General features: G+C 37.9%; 20 protein-coding genes. 9 read left to right on the top strand and 11 right to left on the bottom strand.

All coding sequences use genetic code 11. The features are described 5' to 3' along the window. Positions 1 to 113 precede the first annotated feature (113 nt). The 3 genes from AAHI99_RS04525 (at position 114) to pncA (ending at position 1953) form a co-directional block, all read left to right on the top strand. A complete protein-coding gene (locus AAHI99_RS04525) occupies positions 114 to 584 on the top strand; it encodes a hypothetical protein (RefSeq protein WP_342227112.1) in 471 nt (156 codons plus the stop codon). Positions 585 to 862: 278 nt separating this feature from the next. Further along, positions 863 to 1081 (top strand): hypothetical protein, encoded by a 219-nt coding sequence (locus AAHI99_RS04520; protein WP_342227111.1) that lies wholly within the window; start codon positions 863 to 865, stop codon positions 1079 to 1081. 254 nt (positions 1082 to 1335) lie between these two features. Beyond that, the gene (gene pncA / locus AAHI99_RS04515) at positions 1336 to 1953 is read left to right on the top strand and encodes a bifunctional nicotinamidase/pyrazinamidase (protein ID WP_342227110.1); all 618 of its coding nucleotides are present in this window, start codon (positions 1336 to 1338) and stop codon (positions 1951 to 1953) included. A 31-nt stretch (positions 1954 to 1984) separates the two neighbouring features. Here pncA and epmA read toward each other — a convergent pair whose 3' ends face one another. The 5 genes from epmA to rsmD form a co-directional block, all read right to left on the bottom strand. Further along, positions 1985 to 2965 (bottom strand): elongation factor P--(R)-beta-lysine ligase, encoded by a 981-nt coding sequence (gene epmA / locus AAHI99_RS04510; protein WP_342227109.1) that lies wholly within the window; start codon positions 2963 to 2965, stop codon positions 1985 to 1987. After that, entirely contained in the window at positions 2952 to 4097 is a 1146-nt protein-coding gene (gene dotB / locus AAHI99_RS04505; protein WP_425288705.1) for a Dot/Icm type IV secretion system ATPase DotB, read from the bottom strand. Before dotB ends, epmA begins: the two co-directional genes overlap by 14 nt. Beyond that, positions 4063 to 5097 (bottom strand): type IV secretory system conjugative DNA transfer family protein, encoded by a 1035-nt coding sequence (locus tag AAHI99_RS04500; RefSeq protein WP_342227108.1) that lies wholly within the window; start codon positions 5095 to 5097, stop codon positions 4063 to 4065. The genes dotB and AAHI99_RS04500 overlap by 35 nt, the downstream gene beginning before the upstream one ends. 82 nt (positions 5098 to 5179) lie before the next feature. After that, the gene (dotD, locus tag AAHI99_RS04495) at positions 5180 to 5659 is read right to left on the bottom strand and encodes a type IVB secretion system lipoprotein DotD (protein ID WP_339049572.1); all 480 of its coding nucleotides are present in this window, start codon (positions 5657 to 5659) and stop codon (positions 5180 to 5182) included. A gap of 79 nt (positions 5660 to 5738) precedes the next feature. Beyond that, positions 5739 to 6311 (bottom strand): 16S rRNA (guanine(966)-N(2))-methyltransferase RsmD, encoded by a 573-nt coding sequence (gene rsmD / locus AAHI99_RS04490; protein WP_342227107.1) that lies wholly within the window; start codon positions 6309 to 6311, stop codon positions 5739 to 5741. A 104-nt stretch (positions 6312 to 6415) separates the two neighbouring features. Between rsmD and ftsY the strand changes: the two genes are divergently transcribed. Next, positions 6416 to 7405: a signal recognition particle-docking protein FtsY gene (ftsY, locus tag AAHI99_RS04485; protein WP_342227106.1), complete on the top strand. Its 990-nt coding sequence runs from the start codon at positions 6416 to 6418 to the stop codon at positions 7403 to 7405. A gap of 257 nt (positions 7406 to 7662) precedes the next feature. Then, positions 7663 to 7848, top strand: a complete 186-nt coding sequence (locus AAHI99_RS04480) for a rubredoxin (protein WP_342227105.1) — start codon at positions 7663 to 7665, stop codon at positions 7846 to 7848. On the opposite strand, the gene hemJ is transcribed toward AAHI99_RS04480, so the two are convergent. Then, the gene (gene hemJ, locus AAHI99_RS04475; RefSeq protein ID WP_342227104.1) at positions 7843 to 8271 is read right to left on the bottom strand and encodes a protoporphyrinogen oxidase HemJ; all 429 of its coding nucleotides are present in this window, start codon (positions 8269 to 8271) and stop codon (positions 7843 to 7845) included. The genes AAHI99_RS04480 and hemJ overlap by 6 nt on opposite strands. Before the next feature lie 52 nt (positions 8272 to 8323). Between hemJ and hemF the strand changes: the two genes are divergently transcribed. Continuing rightward, on the top strand, positions 8324 to 9241 hold the full coding sequence (hemF, locus tag AAHI99_RS04470) for an oxygen-dependent coproporphyrinogen oxidase (protein ID WP_342227103.1): 918 nt from the start codon (positions 8324 to 8326) through the stop codon (positions 9239 to 9241). A gap of 141 nt (positions 9242 to 9382) precedes the next feature. On the opposite strand, the gene AAHI99_RS04465 is transcribed toward hemF, so the two are convergent. Continuing rightward, a complete protein-coding gene (locus AAHI99_RS04465) occupies positions 9383 to 10621 on the bottom strand; it encodes a tyrosine-type recombinase/integrase (protein WP_342227102.1) in 1239 nt (412 codons plus the stop codon). A gap of 146 nt (positions 10622 to 10767) precedes the next feature. Between AAHI99_RS04465 and AAHI99_RS04460 the strand changes: the two genes are divergently transcribed. Beyond that, the gene (locus AAHI99_RS04460) at positions 10768 to 12219 is read left to right on the top strand and encodes a hypothetical protein (protein WP_342227101.1); all 1452 of its coding nucleotides are present in this window, start codon (positions 10768 to 10770) and stop codon (positions 12217 to 12219) included. Positions 12220 to 12325: 106 nt separating this feature from the next. On the opposite strand, the gene AAHI99_RS04455 is transcribed toward AAHI99_RS04460, so the two are convergent. Next, complete coding sequence (locus tag AAHI99_RS04455; protein ID WP_342227100.1) at positions 12326 to 12787, bottom strand: hypothetical protein; 462 nt, start codon at positions 12785 to 12787, stop codon at positions 12326 to 12328. A gap of 320 nt (positions 12788 to 13107) precedes the next feature. Here AAHI99_RS04455 and AAHI99_RS04450 point away from each other — a divergent pair, with 320 nt between their 5' ends. Continuing rightward, complete coding sequence (locus AAHI99_RS04450) at positions 13108 to 14550, top strand: hypothetical protein (RefSeq protein WP_342227099.1); 1443 nt, start codon at positions 13108 to 13110, stop codon at positions 14548 to 14550. Between the two features lie 45 nt (positions 14551 to 14595). Then, a complete protein-coding gene (locus AAHI99_RS04445) occupies positions 14596 to 15510 on the top strand; it encodes an SPFH domain-containing protein (protein ID WP_342227098.1) in 915 nt (304 codons plus the stop codon). 47 nt (positions 15511 to 15557) lie between these two features. Here AAHI99_RS04445 and pdxT read toward each other — a convergent pair whose 3' ends face one another. The 3 genes from pdxT to AAHI99_RS04430 form a co-directional block, all read right to left on the bottom strand. Then, positions 15558 to 16133 carry a pyridoxal 5'-phosphate synthase glutaminase subunit PdxT gene (gene pdxT / locus AAHI99_RS04440; RefSeq protein ID WP_342227097.1) on the bottom strand — a complete coding sequence of 192 codons (576 nt, stop codon included), beginning with the start codon at positions 16131 to 16133 and terminating at the stop codon, positions 15558 to 15560. Positions 16134 to 16135: 2 nt separating this feature from the next. Then, the gene (pdxS, locus tag AAHI99_RS04435; RefSeq protein WP_342227096.1) at positions 16136 to 17011 is read right to left on the bottom strand and encodes a pyridoxal 5'-phosphate synthase lyase subunit PdxS; all 876 of its coding nucleotides are present in this window, start codon (positions 17009 to 17011) and stop codon (positions 16136 to 16138) included. 126 nt (positions 17012 to 17137) lie between these two features. Then, complete coding sequence (locus tag AAHI99_RS04430) at positions 17138 to 18439, bottom strand: DEAD/DEAH box helicase (protein ID WP_342227095.1); 1302 nt, start codon at positions 18437 to 18439, stop codon at positions 17138 to 17140. Between the last annotated feature and the right edge of the window lie 269 nt (positions 18440 to 18708).

Raw genomic sequence — 18708 nt, 5'->3', positions numbered from 1 at the left:
ATTTTTTGAAAAAAAATCTCTTCCCTCAAGTTTATATTTTATATAATATCATTATCCGTGATAAATATTTTTCGATAATATTATTGAAAAATTGAAAAAGATAAGGATGTTTTATGCCAAAAGACCCATTATTAACGGAAGATTTTTTTTCATTACACCGATTATCTAGTTCAGAAATAACACTGGCACTTGAAGAATTAACTCAACTTGGACAAACCATTAAACAAAAGCTTTATCCACATTTATCTGCTGCACAAAAACCAATTTATTATCAAGGAAATGCTAACTTAATTGATTTAAACAAATTTGTTTATCAAAATGAAGCAAGTAGTTTGCATAGTGATAATTTCAAATTTTTGCAAGTCGAACTAAAGCTAAGCGTTATGCATATTCGTTTATGGGTTATCACTCATCAGCTTGAAGGATCGGAAACCTTAGCAGCGTTTGCAAAAAAAATTGAGCATCCCAGCGACAACATGTCATTACTATATGGAGATGTAAAATTTTTGTTAGAAAAAGTAGCTGTATTATTAGATGAACCGTTAATTGCATTAGAAGATCGAAAAAAAATTATGGTTCATTAAAAAAAGCACCGTCAATTCCAGATTATAGAAATAAAACTTTAAATCAAGAAAGAAATTTTCAACCAAAAAAATTAATAATTAAAAATACAAAATTACCGCAAAAATATATCAATACAAATTATTTTAAAAATAATTCCAAGCAACACGATCCAGCAGTATTTATTAAATATTCAAAAAAAGATCCGAGTGGTATAAATAAAAAGCAGAGTCTATCTTTTAAAAAAAATTATTATCATTTAGGTATAGGAGAAATACCTTCAAAACCAGCAATAACAGCCGTGGCTAGAAATCATTCTCTTTTAGCAAAGGATAGTTTTTATCCCACTCAATCAGGAATAACCAAAGTCACGGCACATACCGATCTGCATACTTCACTTTTTGCTTTGAATTTTTGCATCAAAGGGTTAAGTAAACCAAAAAAAATTTATGTTAATAAAGATAAAACGAAAAAAATAAATAAAATACATAAATTAGAAGAAAGATTTAAATCTAAATAAAATTTTTACATATTTGAATATCTTAATAAGAATGCAATATGCTAAAGACTCTCTTTAACTGATGGGTATTTTTCATTACATCGATTGTCAGTCAAATTAAAATTAAACCTAAAAAGTTTAGAGTGATATCTTGTTATCTATTTTTCTCTTTCCTGAGTTACAAAAAGAGTTTAAAATAAATAGATACTGAGCAGTCCTTTTATTTGCAAGTAAATTAATATAACAATTTTCTTTGTTCCAGGAATCTTACTTTTATGAAAAAAGCCTTGATCTTAGTGGATTTACAAAATGACTTTATGCCTGGCGGTTCCTTAGCAGTAGATAATGCTGATGAAGTGATTCCTGTGGCTAATCGTGTGCAACAACATTTTAAATATGTTATTGCTACACAGGATTGGCATCCAGAAGATCACACCTGTTTTGCTAACAATCATAAAGGGCGATTTCCCGGAGAATTTATTCAACAAGCGGGGTTGTCACAAATATTATGGCCTGTACATTGTGTACAAAATACGAAAGGTGCAGAGTTTGTAAAAAATCTTAAATTAGATCATATTATCAAAGTATTTCGTAAAGGTAATGATCCAGAAATTGATAGTTATAGTGGTTTTTTTGAAAATGATCATCAAAAAGAAACAGGCTTAGCAGAGTTTCTCAAAGAGTTACAGATAACTGAAGTGTATATTATGGGAGTGGCAACAGATTATTGCGTTAAATATACAGTATTAGATGCCTGTAAATTAGGTTTCAAAACTTACTTGATCGAAGATGGATGTCGAGCTGTGAATGTCAATCCAGAAGATGGACGCTTAGCTATTTCTGAAATGAAAACTGTCGGTGTCAAGATAATTCAAAGTGATGAAGTTGAGTGATATAATTAAATAAATTTAACTTAGATTTAATTTATGAGCGGTCGATGGGAAAGCTAATCACATCTGATAGTTTATCTGCTTTTGCCATGAGCATTAATAAACGATCAATACCTAAAGCAACACCTGCACAGTTAGGTAGTCCGTGTGTCAAAGCGGCTAATAAATATTTATCGATAGGTACTTGGGGATAGCCAAGCCTAGTACGCATACTTAGATCATTGTTAAAGCGTAAATATTGTTCGTTGGCATCACTTAATTCATGAAATCCATTCGCAAGTTCAATGCCCTGTAGATAAACTTCAAACCGCTCTGCAACCGGCGTAACATCGCTGCGTATTTTGGCTAACGCGGCTAAAGTAACAGGATAATCATATATAAAAACTAATTGTTTAGGTAATTGTGGTTCGATGACATGAGACATCAAGAAATTTAAATAATCTTCAATTTTATTTAAACCTAAATTTTCAGTGTTAATACCTAGTGTAATTATAGTTTGGTTTAATTCTTGAATAGAAAGTTGATGCGGATCAATATTCAAATAATATTGAAAAATTTCTGCATAACTAAAACGTTGTGCAGATTCACATGCTAAAAGTTTTTTTAATAAAGTTTCAACTTCATCCATTAATTGATGATGATCATAGTCAGGTTGATACCATTCTAATAGGCTAAATTCAGGATTGTGATAACGTCCCGATTCTCCTCGGTTACGAAATGCCTTAGAAATTTGATAGATGGGCCCCGATCCAGTTGCCAATAATCGTTTCATAGCAAATTCTGGGGAAGTTTGCAGATAAAGTGTCTGTGATTGTTCGGTATTATCTAGACAATATTCAGTTTTGAAACTATGTAAATGTGGATCCGTCACCGTAGCGTGTGAAAGCAGTGGAGTTTCTACTTCTAGAATCTGGCGTTCGGCAAAAAACTCACGAATATCGGCGAAAAGTTTGGCGCGACAACGTAGCATCGATAAGCTAGTCGTAGGCTGCCAATTGTTTTCAATGTTCTTCATGCTGTTCGTTGGATTCTGTGCTCAGAATTAAGCGTTTATATACGCGTTGCGTAATGAGACCGGCGTCAAATTTGCGTTTGGCATCCACAGACATCGGTTGGCCATATTCTTTTAACATCTCTCGTGTATTGGCGCTGATATTTTCCAGTTTAGAATCTAATAAAATATCTCTTAATTTTTCATTAAAAACTAAAAATTCACGTAAAGCAATGCGCTTACCATCCGCACTAGGTACCAACTGTTGCCAAATAACCACGCGTATGGTTTCAATAATATCTATCATTCTGGCTTTAGCTTCTTCAGCAGGGAAAGAATTGACTAAACGTCTTAAGGTTTCTGCTACGCCATTACTATGTAGTGTCGTATACACAGGATGTCCGGTTAAAGCCGCTTCGATTGAGGCACCGATGGTTTCTGGATCGCGCGATTCACCAACTAATATGAGTCGAGGTTTGCGGCGCAAGGCATTGCGTACACCGGCTGCAAAACTGGGTAAATGTCTAGGTATTTCGGATTGACTGACGATGGCACTGGGCATGTCAATAGAGTCATAGACAAATTCTATTGGCGCTTCATAGGTAAGAATTTTGCGATGTGAGTCTTCTTTTTCAGCGAGATCGCGAATGATAGCAGCTAACAAGGTGGTTTTCCCGGAGCCAGTCGCTCCGGTGACATACACGATGCCTTGTGCCGGTGCTAACGCATTGATTAATTCACTTTCTAACTTTAGATCCGACATTTTAGGTGGCGTACTCGGTATAGTTCGAAAGCTTATTTGTATCGCGTCATGGCCTTCTACTAAACAACCTGTGGCATTGACCCGGAATCGATAACGTTCGTTACGATTAGGCCGAAATTCATAATGCGTATCGATATCTACTCCACTTAAAATTTGTGCACTCCCATTAGGTCCATAGATAAGATTGAGTATTTCGGCGACTTCGGTATTGGATAATTTACGTTGCGTAATACGGTGCAAGCGACCATAACTTTCAGCAAAGACGGGTTCGCCTGTCTGCAGTGTAATATCCGATGCACCCAGCTTTTGGCAGTGAATGAGTAGTCGAGCTAGACAAGCCGAAGTGAAGCGTACCGGTTCATCGGGAAGTAGATGTGCTGTCATCATCATCATGCGTTACGATAGATTTCCATCGACCCGGATTAATTTGTAATTTTGGTAACGAAGTGATACGCAATATTTGATCGTTAATGTGTAAATCGGAACTATCACCGGTAACGCCGAGATCAGTATGTGCAACAAAAGGTTTGCTGACCATACCTTTCAATAGTAAATTTTGATATAAAGCCATTCCGGTGTAATCACGTGTTAAACGCGCTAAGTTATCACTAAAAATAGCATTGGCTTGATTAATACCATCCTGCCAGCCCAGTGTGGCATATTTTTTCCAGATTACCCGTTCTTCGGGTGTTTTTGGTAAAAAAGCAGGTAAAGGTAATTCGGGATGTTGGTAATCCATCCATATATAATTACGCCATTGAGGTGGTGCGGTGGTGAAACGCGCTTGACTAATAATTTGGTAAGTACGATCGTCGATACGTAAAGTTTGACCATCGGAAAGCTTAAGCGAATTATTTCCTTGTACGAGTACAGGAGGGATGACATTGTGGTCGAGTAAAATTAAATTAAAATTAAAAATACGATCTAATTGTGATGAATTTTTGCTTAATACTTGATTAATATGTTCAGAGCGCCAAGCTAAACCCGCTTGCGCACCTATACTCATCGCAATATCTTGTAAGGCCTGCGAACGCAAGGCAGTCATCTGCTTCTTATCTTTTGTGACCTGGGCATGTAAATCTTGTAATTGTGCTAAATTATCTAAACTACCAACGGTTTTATAATTAGGTTGGATAGTGCTGCAGGCGCTGAGTAGTGCACATAGGCTTAAACCAGCTAATAAACGTATACTCTTTGCACTGGAATTTTTGTCTGTGTTGCCGCTCAATTCGCAATCCTCAGGTATCTTGAATACATTCCGGTTGCTTATTTTCACAGCGCCTTGACAAAAACGCCATTGCGGCGAGTAACTACTCTTTGCACTGGAATTTTTGTCTGTGTTGCCGCTCAATTCGCAATCCTCAGGTATCTTGAATACATTCCGGTTACTCATTTTCACAGCGCCTAGACAAAAACCCCATTGCTGCGAGTAACTAGGTTTTGCATTTTGAAATAAATTGTAGAAATACTTATGCTTAATATTTAGCATAACGTAGTTCTATAGTCTTAATACCGGGATAGACAATAATATTGGCTTTTTTTCCTGCCTGAAGATTGGCGTTACGGATGATATAATTTAGTGGTGTATTTTGTGAGGAAATAGTCACTAAAACAGGAACCGCTGGAAGTTTTCCAATGATTTCTAAATGGTAGTTGGCAAGCTTGGCGATACGCTGTAATAGCGGTTCTACAGGACCTGACCAATCGACCGAAGCAATCGTTTTTTCTAATCCAGAAGAGCTAGGATAGGGCAATGGTTTGCTAATCGGAGGACTAGACGCTTTTTCTAATTCTTTTAATTCATTTAATGATTGACTCACCGAACGTGCTGCTTCAGCTAGCTTAACCGAGGCATCATCTGAGCCATTAAGTGAAGGGGTAATGGAGTTAGGTAAATTTTGTGAAGCACATCCGGATAGTAGACTCACAAAAAGCGCGACTGTTATTTTTTTCATGCTTATCTTATTTTAGATAAAATTCTGTAACCTACACCTGCATTGAAGCAAGATGGTAATATAAAGTCAAGCCATGCTTTTATGGGGTCGATTTAATTAAAGCATATTGTACCTGGCCGGCTGTTTTACAGTGCTGAATCTCCCAATTTTCGGGTAACAAAAGCTTTTTAATGTTCGCTTCGCTTTCAATATAAACCAAACTTTCAGGTGCTAATAAGCCCTCTTTGGCTATCCACACGCAGGCAGGACCTAGTATATCTTGATGAAAAGGCGGATCCAAAAAGACAATATTAAATAGAGGCTTTTTTGGTTTGAATAATTGTGTTGCTAGAAAAGGAAATTGCGCCTGATAAACCTGAGCGCGATTTTCAGCGTTTAGCTGTTTAAGCTGGGTTTTTAAATAGGAGACTAATAGCTTGGATTGTTCAATAAAGCAAACTGATTTAGCGTGACGTGACAGTGCTTCAAACCCTAAAGCACCGCTACCTGCGAATAAATCTAAACAATGAGCATCGGCCAGATAGGGAGTTAGCCAATTAAATAAAGTTTCTCGGATGCGATTCGGTGTTGGACGTAAATCCGGTGTAGCAGGGAAATGCAGTTTTCTGCCGCGCCATTGCCCACCAATGATCTTTACTTCACCTTTTTTCATAAAAAATACGATTTAAATAAATAAATGTTTTATGTTGTCTACACATAAATTGTTGTATGATCGCGCGGCACTTGCCCAAAACCCAATTGCTGTGAGTATAGTCTATGTTTAAATTTTTAAAACGCAAAGAACCTCAACCCGACGTTCCTAATCAAGAACTTAGCAATAAAAATAGTTTTTTTAATCGCATAAAAAATAGTTTACAGAAAACGCGTCAGCAACTCACCGAAAATCTTGCCAATTTAGTATTAGGTAAAAAAAAGGTTGATACCGCATTAATTGAGGAACTTGAGGATTTACTGTTAACAGCGGATGTCGGGCCCACGGTGACACAAGAAATTATTCAGCATTTAACGTTGAAGCTGGCTCGTAATCAATTAGCAGATGGTCAGGCGGTATGGGATGTATTGCAACAACAATTAGGTGAATTACTGCAACCCTGTGAACAGAAATTAGTGATTAATTCTGCACATAAACCGACTGTTATATTAGTGGTAGGAGTTAATGGTGTTGGTAAAACAACGAGTATTGGCAAACTAGCTCATTACTTGCAGAAGCAAGGGAAGCAAGTGATGTTAGCCGCAGGTGATACGTTTCGTGCAGCAGCCACTGAACAATTAACGATTTGGGCTGAGCGCAATCATATCCCGATTGTTGCTCAACATCAGGGTGCGGATAGCGCTTCAGTTATTTATGATGCTTTTCAAGCGGCGCAAGCGAGAAATATAGATGTGTTAATTGCCGATACCGCCGGACGTTTGCATACCAAACATAATTTAATGCAAGAATTACAAAAAGTTAAAAAAGTCATTAGTAAATTAGATGCAACAGCACCACACGAAATTATGTTAATACTGGATGCGGGCACCGGTCAAAATGCGTTATTGCAAGCTGAAGCTTTTAATGAGGCAATATCTTTAACCAGTTTGATGCTAACTAAATTAGATGGTACCGCCAAAGGAGGAGTGATTTTTGCCATCGCAAAAAAATTAGCGTTGCCGATCCGCTTTGTTGGTTTGGGTGAAGGTATTGATGATCTACAGGTTTTTTCGGCACAGGAATTCGTTCGCGCTTTATTTACAGTTGAAAAATAAGCTCTAAAAAATTACACTAGCAGCCGCCCTTGTGCGAGCACTGTTTTTCTAACAAAATATTACGACCCTTCTCATTCTTTTCTAGACCGCTGCGAATAGCCGAGATCTGCAATAGAAGCTGTGGATTTGGCTGAAAATGGAACTTATGGGGTAAAACCGCTTAAAAACTTTGCTAAAAAAGAATAATTTCTTTATATTCAAAGCTCAAACAAGTCGAATAATAAAGTTCAATAAGTTAATTTATAAAGAGTGGAAAAATGACAGCAGACGCAAAAGTTTTTAGAAAATATATGTGTTTACTTTGTGGTTACGTTTATGATGAGGAGAAAGGTTGGGAAGAAGATGGTATTCTACCTGGAACCCGTTGGGAGGATGTCCCTCTAACCTGGCGTTGTCCTGAATGTGGTGCGATGAAAGAAGATTTTGAGATGGTAGAGTTATAAACCAAAAGGGTGTACCTCAGCGACGATGACGATGGCAATCAGCAATAAGGTGGGAAACTCATTCAGCCAACGATAAAAAAGGCTGGAGTGTTGATTATTTTCAAGCTTAAAATCGCGTAAGCATTTTCCACAATAGAGGTGAAATAGGATTAATATGGCCACTAAAGCTAATTTTAGTTGCATCCAAGTCGCGCTAGCATAATAGTTAACGGAATAGCTAAATAAAATTAATCCAAATAAAAGAGTTAATAAAGCCGCTGGTACCATAATATAATAGTAAAGACGATGTTCCATAATCTTAAAGCGTTCAATACTGATCCTATCTTTGGCATCAGCATGGTAAACAAATAAGCGCGGTAAATAAAATAAACCAGCAAACCAAGCAACCATGGCGATAATATGCAATGCTTTAATCCAAGGCATGTAGTGCTCCAAGTTTTTATTGATGATTTAATTTTAACTAAAAAACTTTATTATGAATTATGACGTAATTATTCCGACTATCAAAGATTATTTACTCGCATTGCAAACTAAAATTTGTTTGAGTTTAGAAAATGAAGAGCAACAAGAAAAATTTTTGATTGATGATTGGATACGTAACGAAGGTGGGGGCGGAAAAACCTGTGTTTTGAGTGAAGGAGCGGTGATCGAACGCGGCGCTGTTAATTTTTCGCATGTCTTTGGTGAGGCTTTACCTCCTAGTGCCAGCCAACGTCATCCTGCTCTAACAGCTGCTGCATTTCAAGCAACCGGAATTTCTCTAGTTCTCCATCCACGCAATCCTTATGTGCCCACCGTACATATGAATTTGCGATTTATTACAGTGTCAGACACTGATCAGCAAGCTGCACAATGGTGGTTTGGCGGTGGTTTTGATTTGACACCGTATTATCCCTTTTTAGAAGATTGTCGCCATTGGCATCTTATTGCTAAACAAAGCTGTGATCCCTTTGGTTTAGAACTTTACCCGCAATACAAAAAAAATTGTGATGATTATTTTTATTTAAAGCATCGGCAAGAGGCACGCGGTATTGGTGGACTATTTTTTGATGATCTCAATCAATGGGATTTTAAGCAATGTTTTGAGTTTATTAAAAGTGTCGGTGATCATTTTTTATTAGCCTATCTTCCGATACTCAAACTGCGTAAAGACACTGCTTATGGCGAGCGCGAACGTCAATTTCAAGCATATCGACGCAGTCGCTATGTAGAGTTTAATCTGATTTATGATCGCGGGACTTTATTTGGTTTACAAAGTGGCGGGCGTGTAGAATCAATATTGACCTCATTGCCGCCTCAAGCGACTTGGCAATATAATTGGCAGCCCGAGCCTGGCTCTAATGAAGCGAAATTAACTGAAAAATTTTTGGCCGCTAGAGATTGGCTGGCGTGATTCATTGAGAGAAAAATTATACTCACAGTAATGGGATTTTTGGCAAGGCGCCGCGATGATGAAGCAACCGGAGTGTATTTTCTATACATGAGGATTGCGAATTGAGCGGCAACGCAGGAAAAAATTCCAGTGCGAAGAGTATCAAGCGAGAGGATCTAATTTTTTCTTCTTAGCGGACGCATGGCGCGCACGCATTTCGACATCGATATATTGATCAGTAATCGCACTAGAGCTATGACCCGCATCATCACGTACATGTTCACGAGGGCGATGTTTGACATCTTCGGAAATCCCCGTGTGACGTAACCAATGTACAGTTGCGGTTTTTAATTCTATTGCTTCGTCTTTGAGACCGTCTTTAACCATACGCGCAAAAGCTTCATCAAAACAAGTTTGGACGATACAGCGAATTTGTCGAGTACTATGTATTGCAGCTTGACCATGGGCTTTACTAATTAAAGGCGTGGTTTCACCGCGGCTTGGTAAACTCATCAGGCCTAAACTTTCACGGTAACGTTTTAATGCATTTAACATATCGTCGCTGACGCTAATTAAACGTTCTTTATTTCCTTTGCCGACCGTTAAAAACCACCAATTACCATCGGCATCTTTTTGAAAATGACCCATCTGCGGTTCCCAGCGTGCGCTAGCGGCGAGTTCAGAAATCCGTAGATACATGCCATACAAAGCTTTCATAATAAATAAGGTTCTATTATGCAGATCCGGTTTTTGTGCAAAGAGCATTTCTGCGGTTTCTATCACATAGGACCATTGTAATTCACTTAAGCGACGTACTTGATGATTACTTTTTTGTTGTCGTATGAATTTACTTTTTTGTCGAATCTGTGCGACTGGATTGAAATGAATATAGTCTTCTTGAATCAGATAATTATAAAAACTTCCGCATACTGCAAAAATTGCTTGTAAGGCTTTTTGGGATAAGGCATATTTTTTTATATCCGGCATGATGCCTTGCTGACTGGCCATTTTATTAATGGTAGCGACAAAGGGTCGCCAATCAGGGTGCGGAGTTCTCTGGCCTTGATGTGTGAAATAACGGGCTATGGTTTTAACGCCGATCCAATGTTTAGGAGGTTGTTGACAGAATTCTATAAAGGATTCAAAGTCGTCGCGGCGCAATTCTTTAATCGATTTTCCTAAAACAAACCAGCTCCATTGTAGTAAACGTTCAATTTCACGTCGATACGCATTAAATGTGGCCTCGCTGCCACGATAACTATATAGAAACTGTAAGGCTTGAGAATAATCTTGGCCGGCATAAGGCTTATCATGTGTCAACACCGGAAAATGTTTAAGACTATTTTTTGGATCGATAAATTTTAAACTATCAAATAAAGGAGTCGGAGAAATAAGTGACATGTGCGTATTTTAATAAGATTCTTTCTAGTTTAACAAGCTTTTAGGAAAAAATATGAAATAAATAAAAAATTTTTAATATTTAACAAGAAATTTTTAAAAAAATTTAGTATAATGCCGGCCTTCCTTTTAGGGGGTAAATAAGCTTAATGCCCATGATTGTTTCTAGCATAAAGAAACACATCACTACCACTGAGTTTTGGCGGGCCATGTCGTTCGTCTTGAAACGCCTCGAAACTATCGCTAAATACCTGACTAAACTTCCTCTTCCATTTACTTTTAGCCTTTATATTTTACACCTGACAAGAGCAGGGTTGAGAATATATAGCTATTTTAGCAAAACTAAAAATAAAAATTTAGGCGACACATTTAAGCTGCTATTTGCGGTATTTAAAGTATCAATAGCCATCATTGCCTTAATTTTACTTGGATGGGGTCTTGTTTCTTTACCAGCGGTGTTATTAAGCGCGTTTTTTGCCTACAGTATTCTGAAGCTTATTCATAGTTCAATTGTTTTGTGCATCAGCTCGGTTTCCTACTTAAAAATCGATAAAAATTGCCTCGAACAGCAGTGGAGACGAGCACATTATCGCGATAATATCACCAAGCATGTTAGTCTGCTCAGTGGCGGCCTATTGTTTATATTATTAACCTGCCTATTTAACGCGGGTGCTAGCATTTTAATATGGACTAACCCGTTGCTGTTGTTAGGTGATGTGTTGATTTGCCTGGCCGTACTCGCTAGCGTATGTTATTTCAGCTATAGAATTGCTCAAAATAAGCGGACAGCTAGCGAAAATGCATGGACAAAAAGGGATACGATTACAACCATAAAAAAATTTTTATTGTTGTTCGGTCTAAATTTAGTCATTTTGCTTGTCATTGCTACGGCGCCGAGTTTAGGTGTCGCAGCGGTTATTAGTGCGTTGATATTACTCTGCACACAAGATGTCTTATTAACTATTTATTATTATTTTTATGGGGTTTATATAGCGGATCCTGAACCGGCTAATCTTGATGAGGAACAATTAAATAGTGCCCTCGTGAAAACGAGACGAGATTATTACGATACCTTGTTCCCGGCATTATATTTACAGACACAGGTTTCGGAAAAGCTGCCGTGTGTTGAGGATGTCATTAAAACCAATAAAAAACTATTGGTAAAATTAACTTTACTAAAAATACTAGACTCAAGAAATGAAAGAGCAAAAATTGCAAAATTAGGCATAGTGAGTCGATTTTTTTCACTCGAAAAAACCTCCGAGATCAAAGAAGAATGTTTACTGCATGAATTAGCTTGGGCTTTAAATACGGATAATCTTCAAGATTTAATCGAGCTTATTCTCGCCAGCAGTGATTTGTTTGCAAATAACAGGGCTGAAGTTTTAGGCGATCTTGAACTACAAAAAATCTTAGGTCACTTAGTGGGTTTAGCTGAGCAGGAAAAACGGGTTCAACAGGCAGAAATTGTTAAACCCAAAGCATTTTATCAATCTTTTTGGAAAAAGGTCGGTGCCTGCGAAGCGATCTCACAGGCATTGCAGGCGTCACGTGAGATAGAAACCCATTTAAATTCCAATTCTTTAGTAGGGTTTATGTAAGTTTATTTAAAATTGAATCTTGCTAAATCAACCCTGGAAACAGACGATTATTGCAAAGAAAATTTACTGAATAGCTACTTAGTAGGTTATATTCATTTTTAAAACGTCACAACTTAAGACTTAAATCTACCACCGCCTTCTCTGAAGTTAATTCTCTTGTAATCTCAGCCTTTGTATCCATAAGTGTTTCCATAAGGATTTGATAAACAGGTAATCTATTGGGAAGTGTAATCTTTATATAAAATTTGGGGATTTTAACATTCTCATATTTAGAGTTTTCTCGAGGAGGTATATCCGAGAAAAACCCTTTTGTCACAGCGGATTCTTCAGGAGGATATTGAATACCTTTATAATCTAGTGTAAAGGAAAGACCAGGAAATGCTTTTTTAAAAGCTGGTATGCGCCTTGAGTCGATCCCTCCTAACCCCGAACAAACAAGTGGTTGTAGTTCATAGATAAGCATATTTCCTTTTTTATCAAGGCCGCAGTCTATAATAAATGGATAGACATCTTCTGGCTTCTGTATTCTGTTTGCAAGATTTTCAGTATTCAATTTTCTAGTAGGCACAATTTATCTCAGAAAAAAAATAAGTGTTTATTTAAATAACTAATTATTAGATTTGTTGTGAAGACGCCATTTTTAGCCGATCTAGCGAATTTAAATGTTTCTCGCTAGAGATAAAGCATTAAGTACACAAGTATTATTATCAATTTAATTGATAATAATACTTATTTAATATTAAGAAAACATTAAGGGAATTTCTGAAATTGCCCTGGGCGAGTATCAACAAATGCAAGATACTTAAGGATAGTAAAAGGAAACTTAACTATAATGAGCCGCTTCATACCCTCAGGTATGTCATTAAGAAACATGTCATAGAGTAGATTATGCCTATTACTGTGCTTAGCGAATGGTTTCTTTTAGAATTTGAGATTGCCCAATTTGAAGCGTATTTAGCTTTAGAAAAATTGCGGCGTTTAAACAGAGCTATCTTGTTTCAGCTGCAAGAATGGTATCGATCTATCGCTTCCATTTCTCTTTGGCGGCTGATCCTGCTCGTGTTAAAACGGCTCGGCAGTATTACCAAAAATTGGCTTAAGGAAAATAAAATTGATGAATGGCTTAAAGCTATTTTGCAGGGTGCTTATTTAGGGGCATTTGAAGGCTTATATATTTTTTTATATTTCCTCCATTTTTTTAGAGCTTTTTTAACGATCATTGATTATTTTTCTGATCAAGATAATAAAAATCTAGTTGAAGTAACCAAACTTTTATATGCTGTTTTTAAAGTATTAATTTCCTTGTTGATGCTGGCTTTCATGATTGTGATGCTGGCGCATGGCGTAGCATTCTTAAATCTAGCTCTTTACCATAACATCAAAATTTTTTTTCTTATTTATAGTTTGTCGAAACTTGCCATTAGCTTTTTTACTTTAGGTTTTAGTTTTATTCATTATAAAAACGCTAATAATGCTCTCGATCAAGTTTGGCTAAAAAAACAATACGAAAATAACCTCAAGAAACATCGTGAGATATTAATAGTCGCAGTGCCCATAACAGTTGTTTTAAGCTTATTGAGCCTAGGTTTAGTGAGCGGACCTTGGTTTGGGGTCATGGTAGCACTCGCGAGCATTTTTTTAATAATCGATGTGGTAAAGGCTATCTATTACTATGTAAAAGGGAGCAGTGTGCCAGAGCCTTTAGTTGCGCAATTACCTCAACAAAATTCATTCTTCGATGATGCAAGTAATAATTATTATTACAGAAAATGTCGTATTGCCAGACTTAAAAATAACGACCCTGAAGGTAATCGTATTTTTCTGTTAAAAGAAATTATTGTAAAAATCTTCCAGCAACAGATTAAATTAAAAAGTTCCTCTTCACGGCTTAATTTTTTTTCAGAACGTGAAAAAACACAAAAAAAGATTGAAGAGTTAAAACAAGAAGCTAATACACTTTTAACTGATGATGATGAGAAAAATAAATTATTATTTAATGGAGTAAGTGAAGCTTTAAAGGAAGATTGTCTACAATTAAAGGAAAATGATAAAACGTTAATTCCTAAAATAAATCTTAAAACTTTAATGGCAAATATTGAAACGATTTTACAAGAAATACTCCAAACGCGAGATATGGTCGAAAAAAAGGATTTAGCCAACAACTCGCAATTATTTCGACAGTCATTTTGGAGAAAAATGGGAGATTGTGAAGATATCCACAATGCCTGTCAGAAAGTTAGTGAATTAGAACAGCATGAATTAAATACGGAAACTCGTTTGCAAGTCTTTTCGGAAGTAAGGATGAGCCCATGCATTTTAGTGGCTGGATGAGTATTCGTGATACTATAAGGTTAAATTTTAACCAGAGATATTACCATGTCCCTATCATTGCTACTCATTCTCATCGTACCGATTGCAATCTTGCTATTTAAGAGCTTTTTCACCGTCAGTCAACAATCTGTTGATCTGATTGAACGTTTTGGGAAATATACACGTTGTGCGCATGCCGGTTTAAATTTCAAAATTCCTTTCATCGAACGCATAGCCGGTGCAATTTCGCTGAGAATCTATCCTTTAGATGTTACCTTAGATACCAAAACTCAAGACAATGTGATCGTCAAAATTCAGGTTTCTGTTCAATACCGAATTAAAGAAGACCGCGTCTATGATGCGTTCTATAAACTAGAAAATGCCAGAGAACAAATCACCGCTTATGTTTTGGATTTGGTACGTGCTGAAGTTCCAACCATGAGTTTAGATGCAGTCTTCGAAAAGAAAGATAGTATCGCAAATGCCGTAAAAAATGAATTAACTGGCACCATGCAAGAATTTGGTTATGAAATTGTGAAAGCGTTGGTCACCAATATTGATCCCGATGAAAAAGTGAAACATGCCATGAATGAAATCAATGAACAGCAACGTTTACAAGTCGCTGCACAAGCTAAAGGAGAAGCAGAAAAGATTTTGAAAGTTAAACAAGCCGAAGCTGAAGCGGAAAGTAAGCGTTTACAAGGTGAGGGGATTGCTAATCAACGTAAAGCGATTATTTGTGGTTTACAACAATCTGTCGGTGAGTTTCAAAAAGCTATTCCGGGAGTGACAGCAGCCGATACCATGAATTTGGCGTTGATTACACAATATTTTGATACACTGAAAGAAATTGGTGCTAACAGTAAAAGCACGACTATCTTGTTACCGCATTCGCCTGGCGGCTTAAAAGAAATTGCTGCGCAACTTCAAGAAAGTATTATTACCGGAAATCTAGTCGCAAACGCTGAAAATTCGGAATAATTAAATAGATTGCCATGCGCATACGTGTGGCAATCTACTGTTTTAGTTTAAGATTTTGCTGTACTGCAGGCTACTTGCTGGACAAAATAACGATGTAAATAATTATCTTGACTTAGTTCCGGGTGAAAACTAGCAGCGATAACATTATTTTCTTGTACGGCAACTATTTGATCATGATATTTTGCTAATACTTTAATGTCAGCGTTTTTTAGGAGCGTTAATTTAGGAGCGCGGATGAAAACCATTTCCATTGCTAGATCTCTTACCATGCACTGTCCGCTGACCACTTGCGATGCGAGTTGCCTTCCGTAGGCGTTGCGAGTCGCGCAAATACTAATTCGACCCAAGCTATCTTGTGTTGGCGATAATACTGTTTTAGCCAGTAGTATAGCTCCGGCGCAAATACCTAAAATAGGTTTGTCATAATCTATAAGACTGGTCCAAAGTTGCTGTTGTTTAAGCAACTTGATCAATACCGAGCTTTCTCCACCCGGTATAATTAATGCATCACTGGTAGTCATTGCACGGCGATCACGTACCCGTGAACAAAACACACCGAGCTTATTTAAACAGTCGATATGTGCTTGAAAGCCGCCTTGTAGAGCTAAAACCCCAATATGCATAATTAAACCAAATTGCTGATTTCTTCTTCTGACTTCAGGTTAAAGCCACTCATTCCTTCTGCTAGATCATTTGAAACATTGAGCAAAAGATCCGGATTATCAAAATGTGTCGTGGCTTGAACAATTGCACAGGCACGTTTTTCAGGATCGGCTGATTTAAAAATTCCTGAACCGACAAAAACACTTTCTGCACCCAGTTGACGTAATAAAGCGGCATCGGCCGGCGTCGCGACACCTCCCGCAGAAAAGTGAGGCACTGGTAATCTACCTTCCTCAGCAACCCAGAGTATTAATTCTAGAGGGGCATTTAAAATTTTCGCTTGAGCGTACAATTCTTCTTTTTTTAAAATAGTCAGTTGTTTAATTTCACGTGTGATTGCACGCATGTGACGCACCGCTTCGAGAATGTTTCCTGAGCCGGCTTCTCCTTTAGTACGAATCATGGCGGCGCCTTCAGCAATCCGTCTTAAGGCTTCACCTAGATTGCGACATCCACAAACAAAGGGTACTTCAAAGGCATGTTTATCGATATGGCATTCGTCATCGGCGATGCTGAGTACTTCGCTTTCGTCGATAAAATCAACACATAATGATTGTAATAGCTGTGCTTCGACAAAATGACCAATACGTACTTTTGCCATCACCGGGATCGAGACGGCTTGCATAATCTCTTGAATAATTCTAGGAGAGGCCATACGTGCGATGCCACCCATTTTGCGAATGTCAGCGGGCACCCGTTCTAGCGCCATGACCGCACAAGCACCTGCGGCTTCGGCGATCAGTGCTTGTTCAACATTAGTGACATCCATAATGACGCCACCTTTCAGCATTTCAGCAAGTCCAGTTTTGACACGTTGCGAATCATCAAGAAAATTCATAGCCTATTACCACCCTAAAAGTTTTATTCTGTTCGTCAGAATCGTCGGCTATTGTACAATAAATTCCAAGGATACGTTATTTTTGCATCTTAAAAAAAAATCACTATTTGCTGTCAGTATAATTGATTAATCAGTTGCTTTTTTTCTTCGGTTACCCGCAAAGCTTTTTGGATGTGAGCGCGATTTCGGTTTTCTATGCGCTGAATTTTGCTGAGCATAGGAAAATTGTCTGGGTCGATCGGCTTTAGTCAGTTCAGCGGGCGCTTTGGCTTTTGCTTTATAATCAAACTCAGGGATAATACATTCTTCTAAACGTTTCTTAAGTAGATGTTCAATAGAACGGATTTGACGTCTATCACCATTAGTAATCAAACTAAAGGCAGCACCTAATTTAGAGGCACGTCCGGTACGCCCAATACGGTGCGTATAATCTATGGCGGTATTTGGCATATCAAAGTTAATTACATGCGAGATATGATCGATATCAATTCCGCGTGCGGCAATATCGGTGGCCACTAAGAATTTTAATTCTCCATGCCGAAATTTACCGAGCGCAATCTTTCGTTTACTTTGCGATAAATTACCTTGAAAGGAAGTCGCTTTGTAACCAAGATGCGTCAGATGTTCTGCCAAGCGTTTGGCCCGCTGTTTAGTGCGGGTGAAAATAATGGCCGACTCTACCGTACTGTTGTTGAGTAAAATGGTTTCTAATAAATCGGTTTTCAGTGCCTCTGGAACCGGATACAGTGTTTGCGTGACGGTATTAGCCGGAGCGGACTCACCAATTTTTATCGAAACAGGATTATTCAAAACCTTGTCCGCTAATAAGCGGATATCGGACGACATTGTGGCAGAAAAAAGCAAGTTTTGGCGCTGCTTAGGTAAATATTTTAAAATATCATAAATAGGCTCGCGGAATCCAAGATCAAACATATGATCGGCTTCGTCTAAGACTACTATCTCAATATGGTTAAGATTAACCTGCGCACGTTTGGTTTTGTTTGTTTTTCCGCCTTGTAGTAGGTCGAGTAAACGGCCTGGGCAAGCGACGACAATGTCGATGCCGCCGCGTAAGGTCCGATATTGTTCAGCGTAACTTTTGACGTTACCCCCATAAATAGTGGCGCAGCGTAAACCGGTTTTAGCACCGAGTTTATTGATAGCAACACAAATTTGGTCGGCTAATTCACGCGTCGGCGCAAGGATAAGTCCCCGTAATTGACCTTTAGGTCCATCCATAAGGCGTTGTAGAAGTGGTAAGGCAAAAGCGGCAGTTTTACCGGTTCCGGTCTGGGCTAAGCCAACGACATCTCGACCTTGCAAGATAGCCGGTATGGCTTTGGCTTGGATAGGTGTGGCGGTTTCGTAACCTTCGGCTTGAATTCCGGATAAAATTTGGGCATTTAAGTTAAATTCTGTAAAGTTCACTAAAAAGTTCCTGGCTAGAAGGTGAGCCAAGTAACATCTTTAGCTCAAAAGCTGGGCATTCTAACAGGCTTGATCAGTAAATGATAGATAAAAAATTGAGCTATAAAGCAATGTAGTGGATGTATATTCGTGAATGGGGGAGTAGGGTTGGTTGTAATCTCCTAGTCCCTCGTTAAAAATAAAGTACACACATCTTGAAAAAGATAGGTGTACCTCCAATTACTTGGGATGGTGTGATAGTGGCGCAGAGGTGATTTCTTTTAGGGTCG

The organism is Rickettsiella endosymbiont of Rhagonycha lignosa (assembly GCF_964031165.1).
Classification (GTDB): Bacteria; Pseudomonadota; Gammaproteobacteria; order Diplorickettsiales; family Diplorickettsiaceae; genus Aquirickettsiella.
This window is presented reverse-complemented; position numbering and strand designations above follow the sequence as displayed.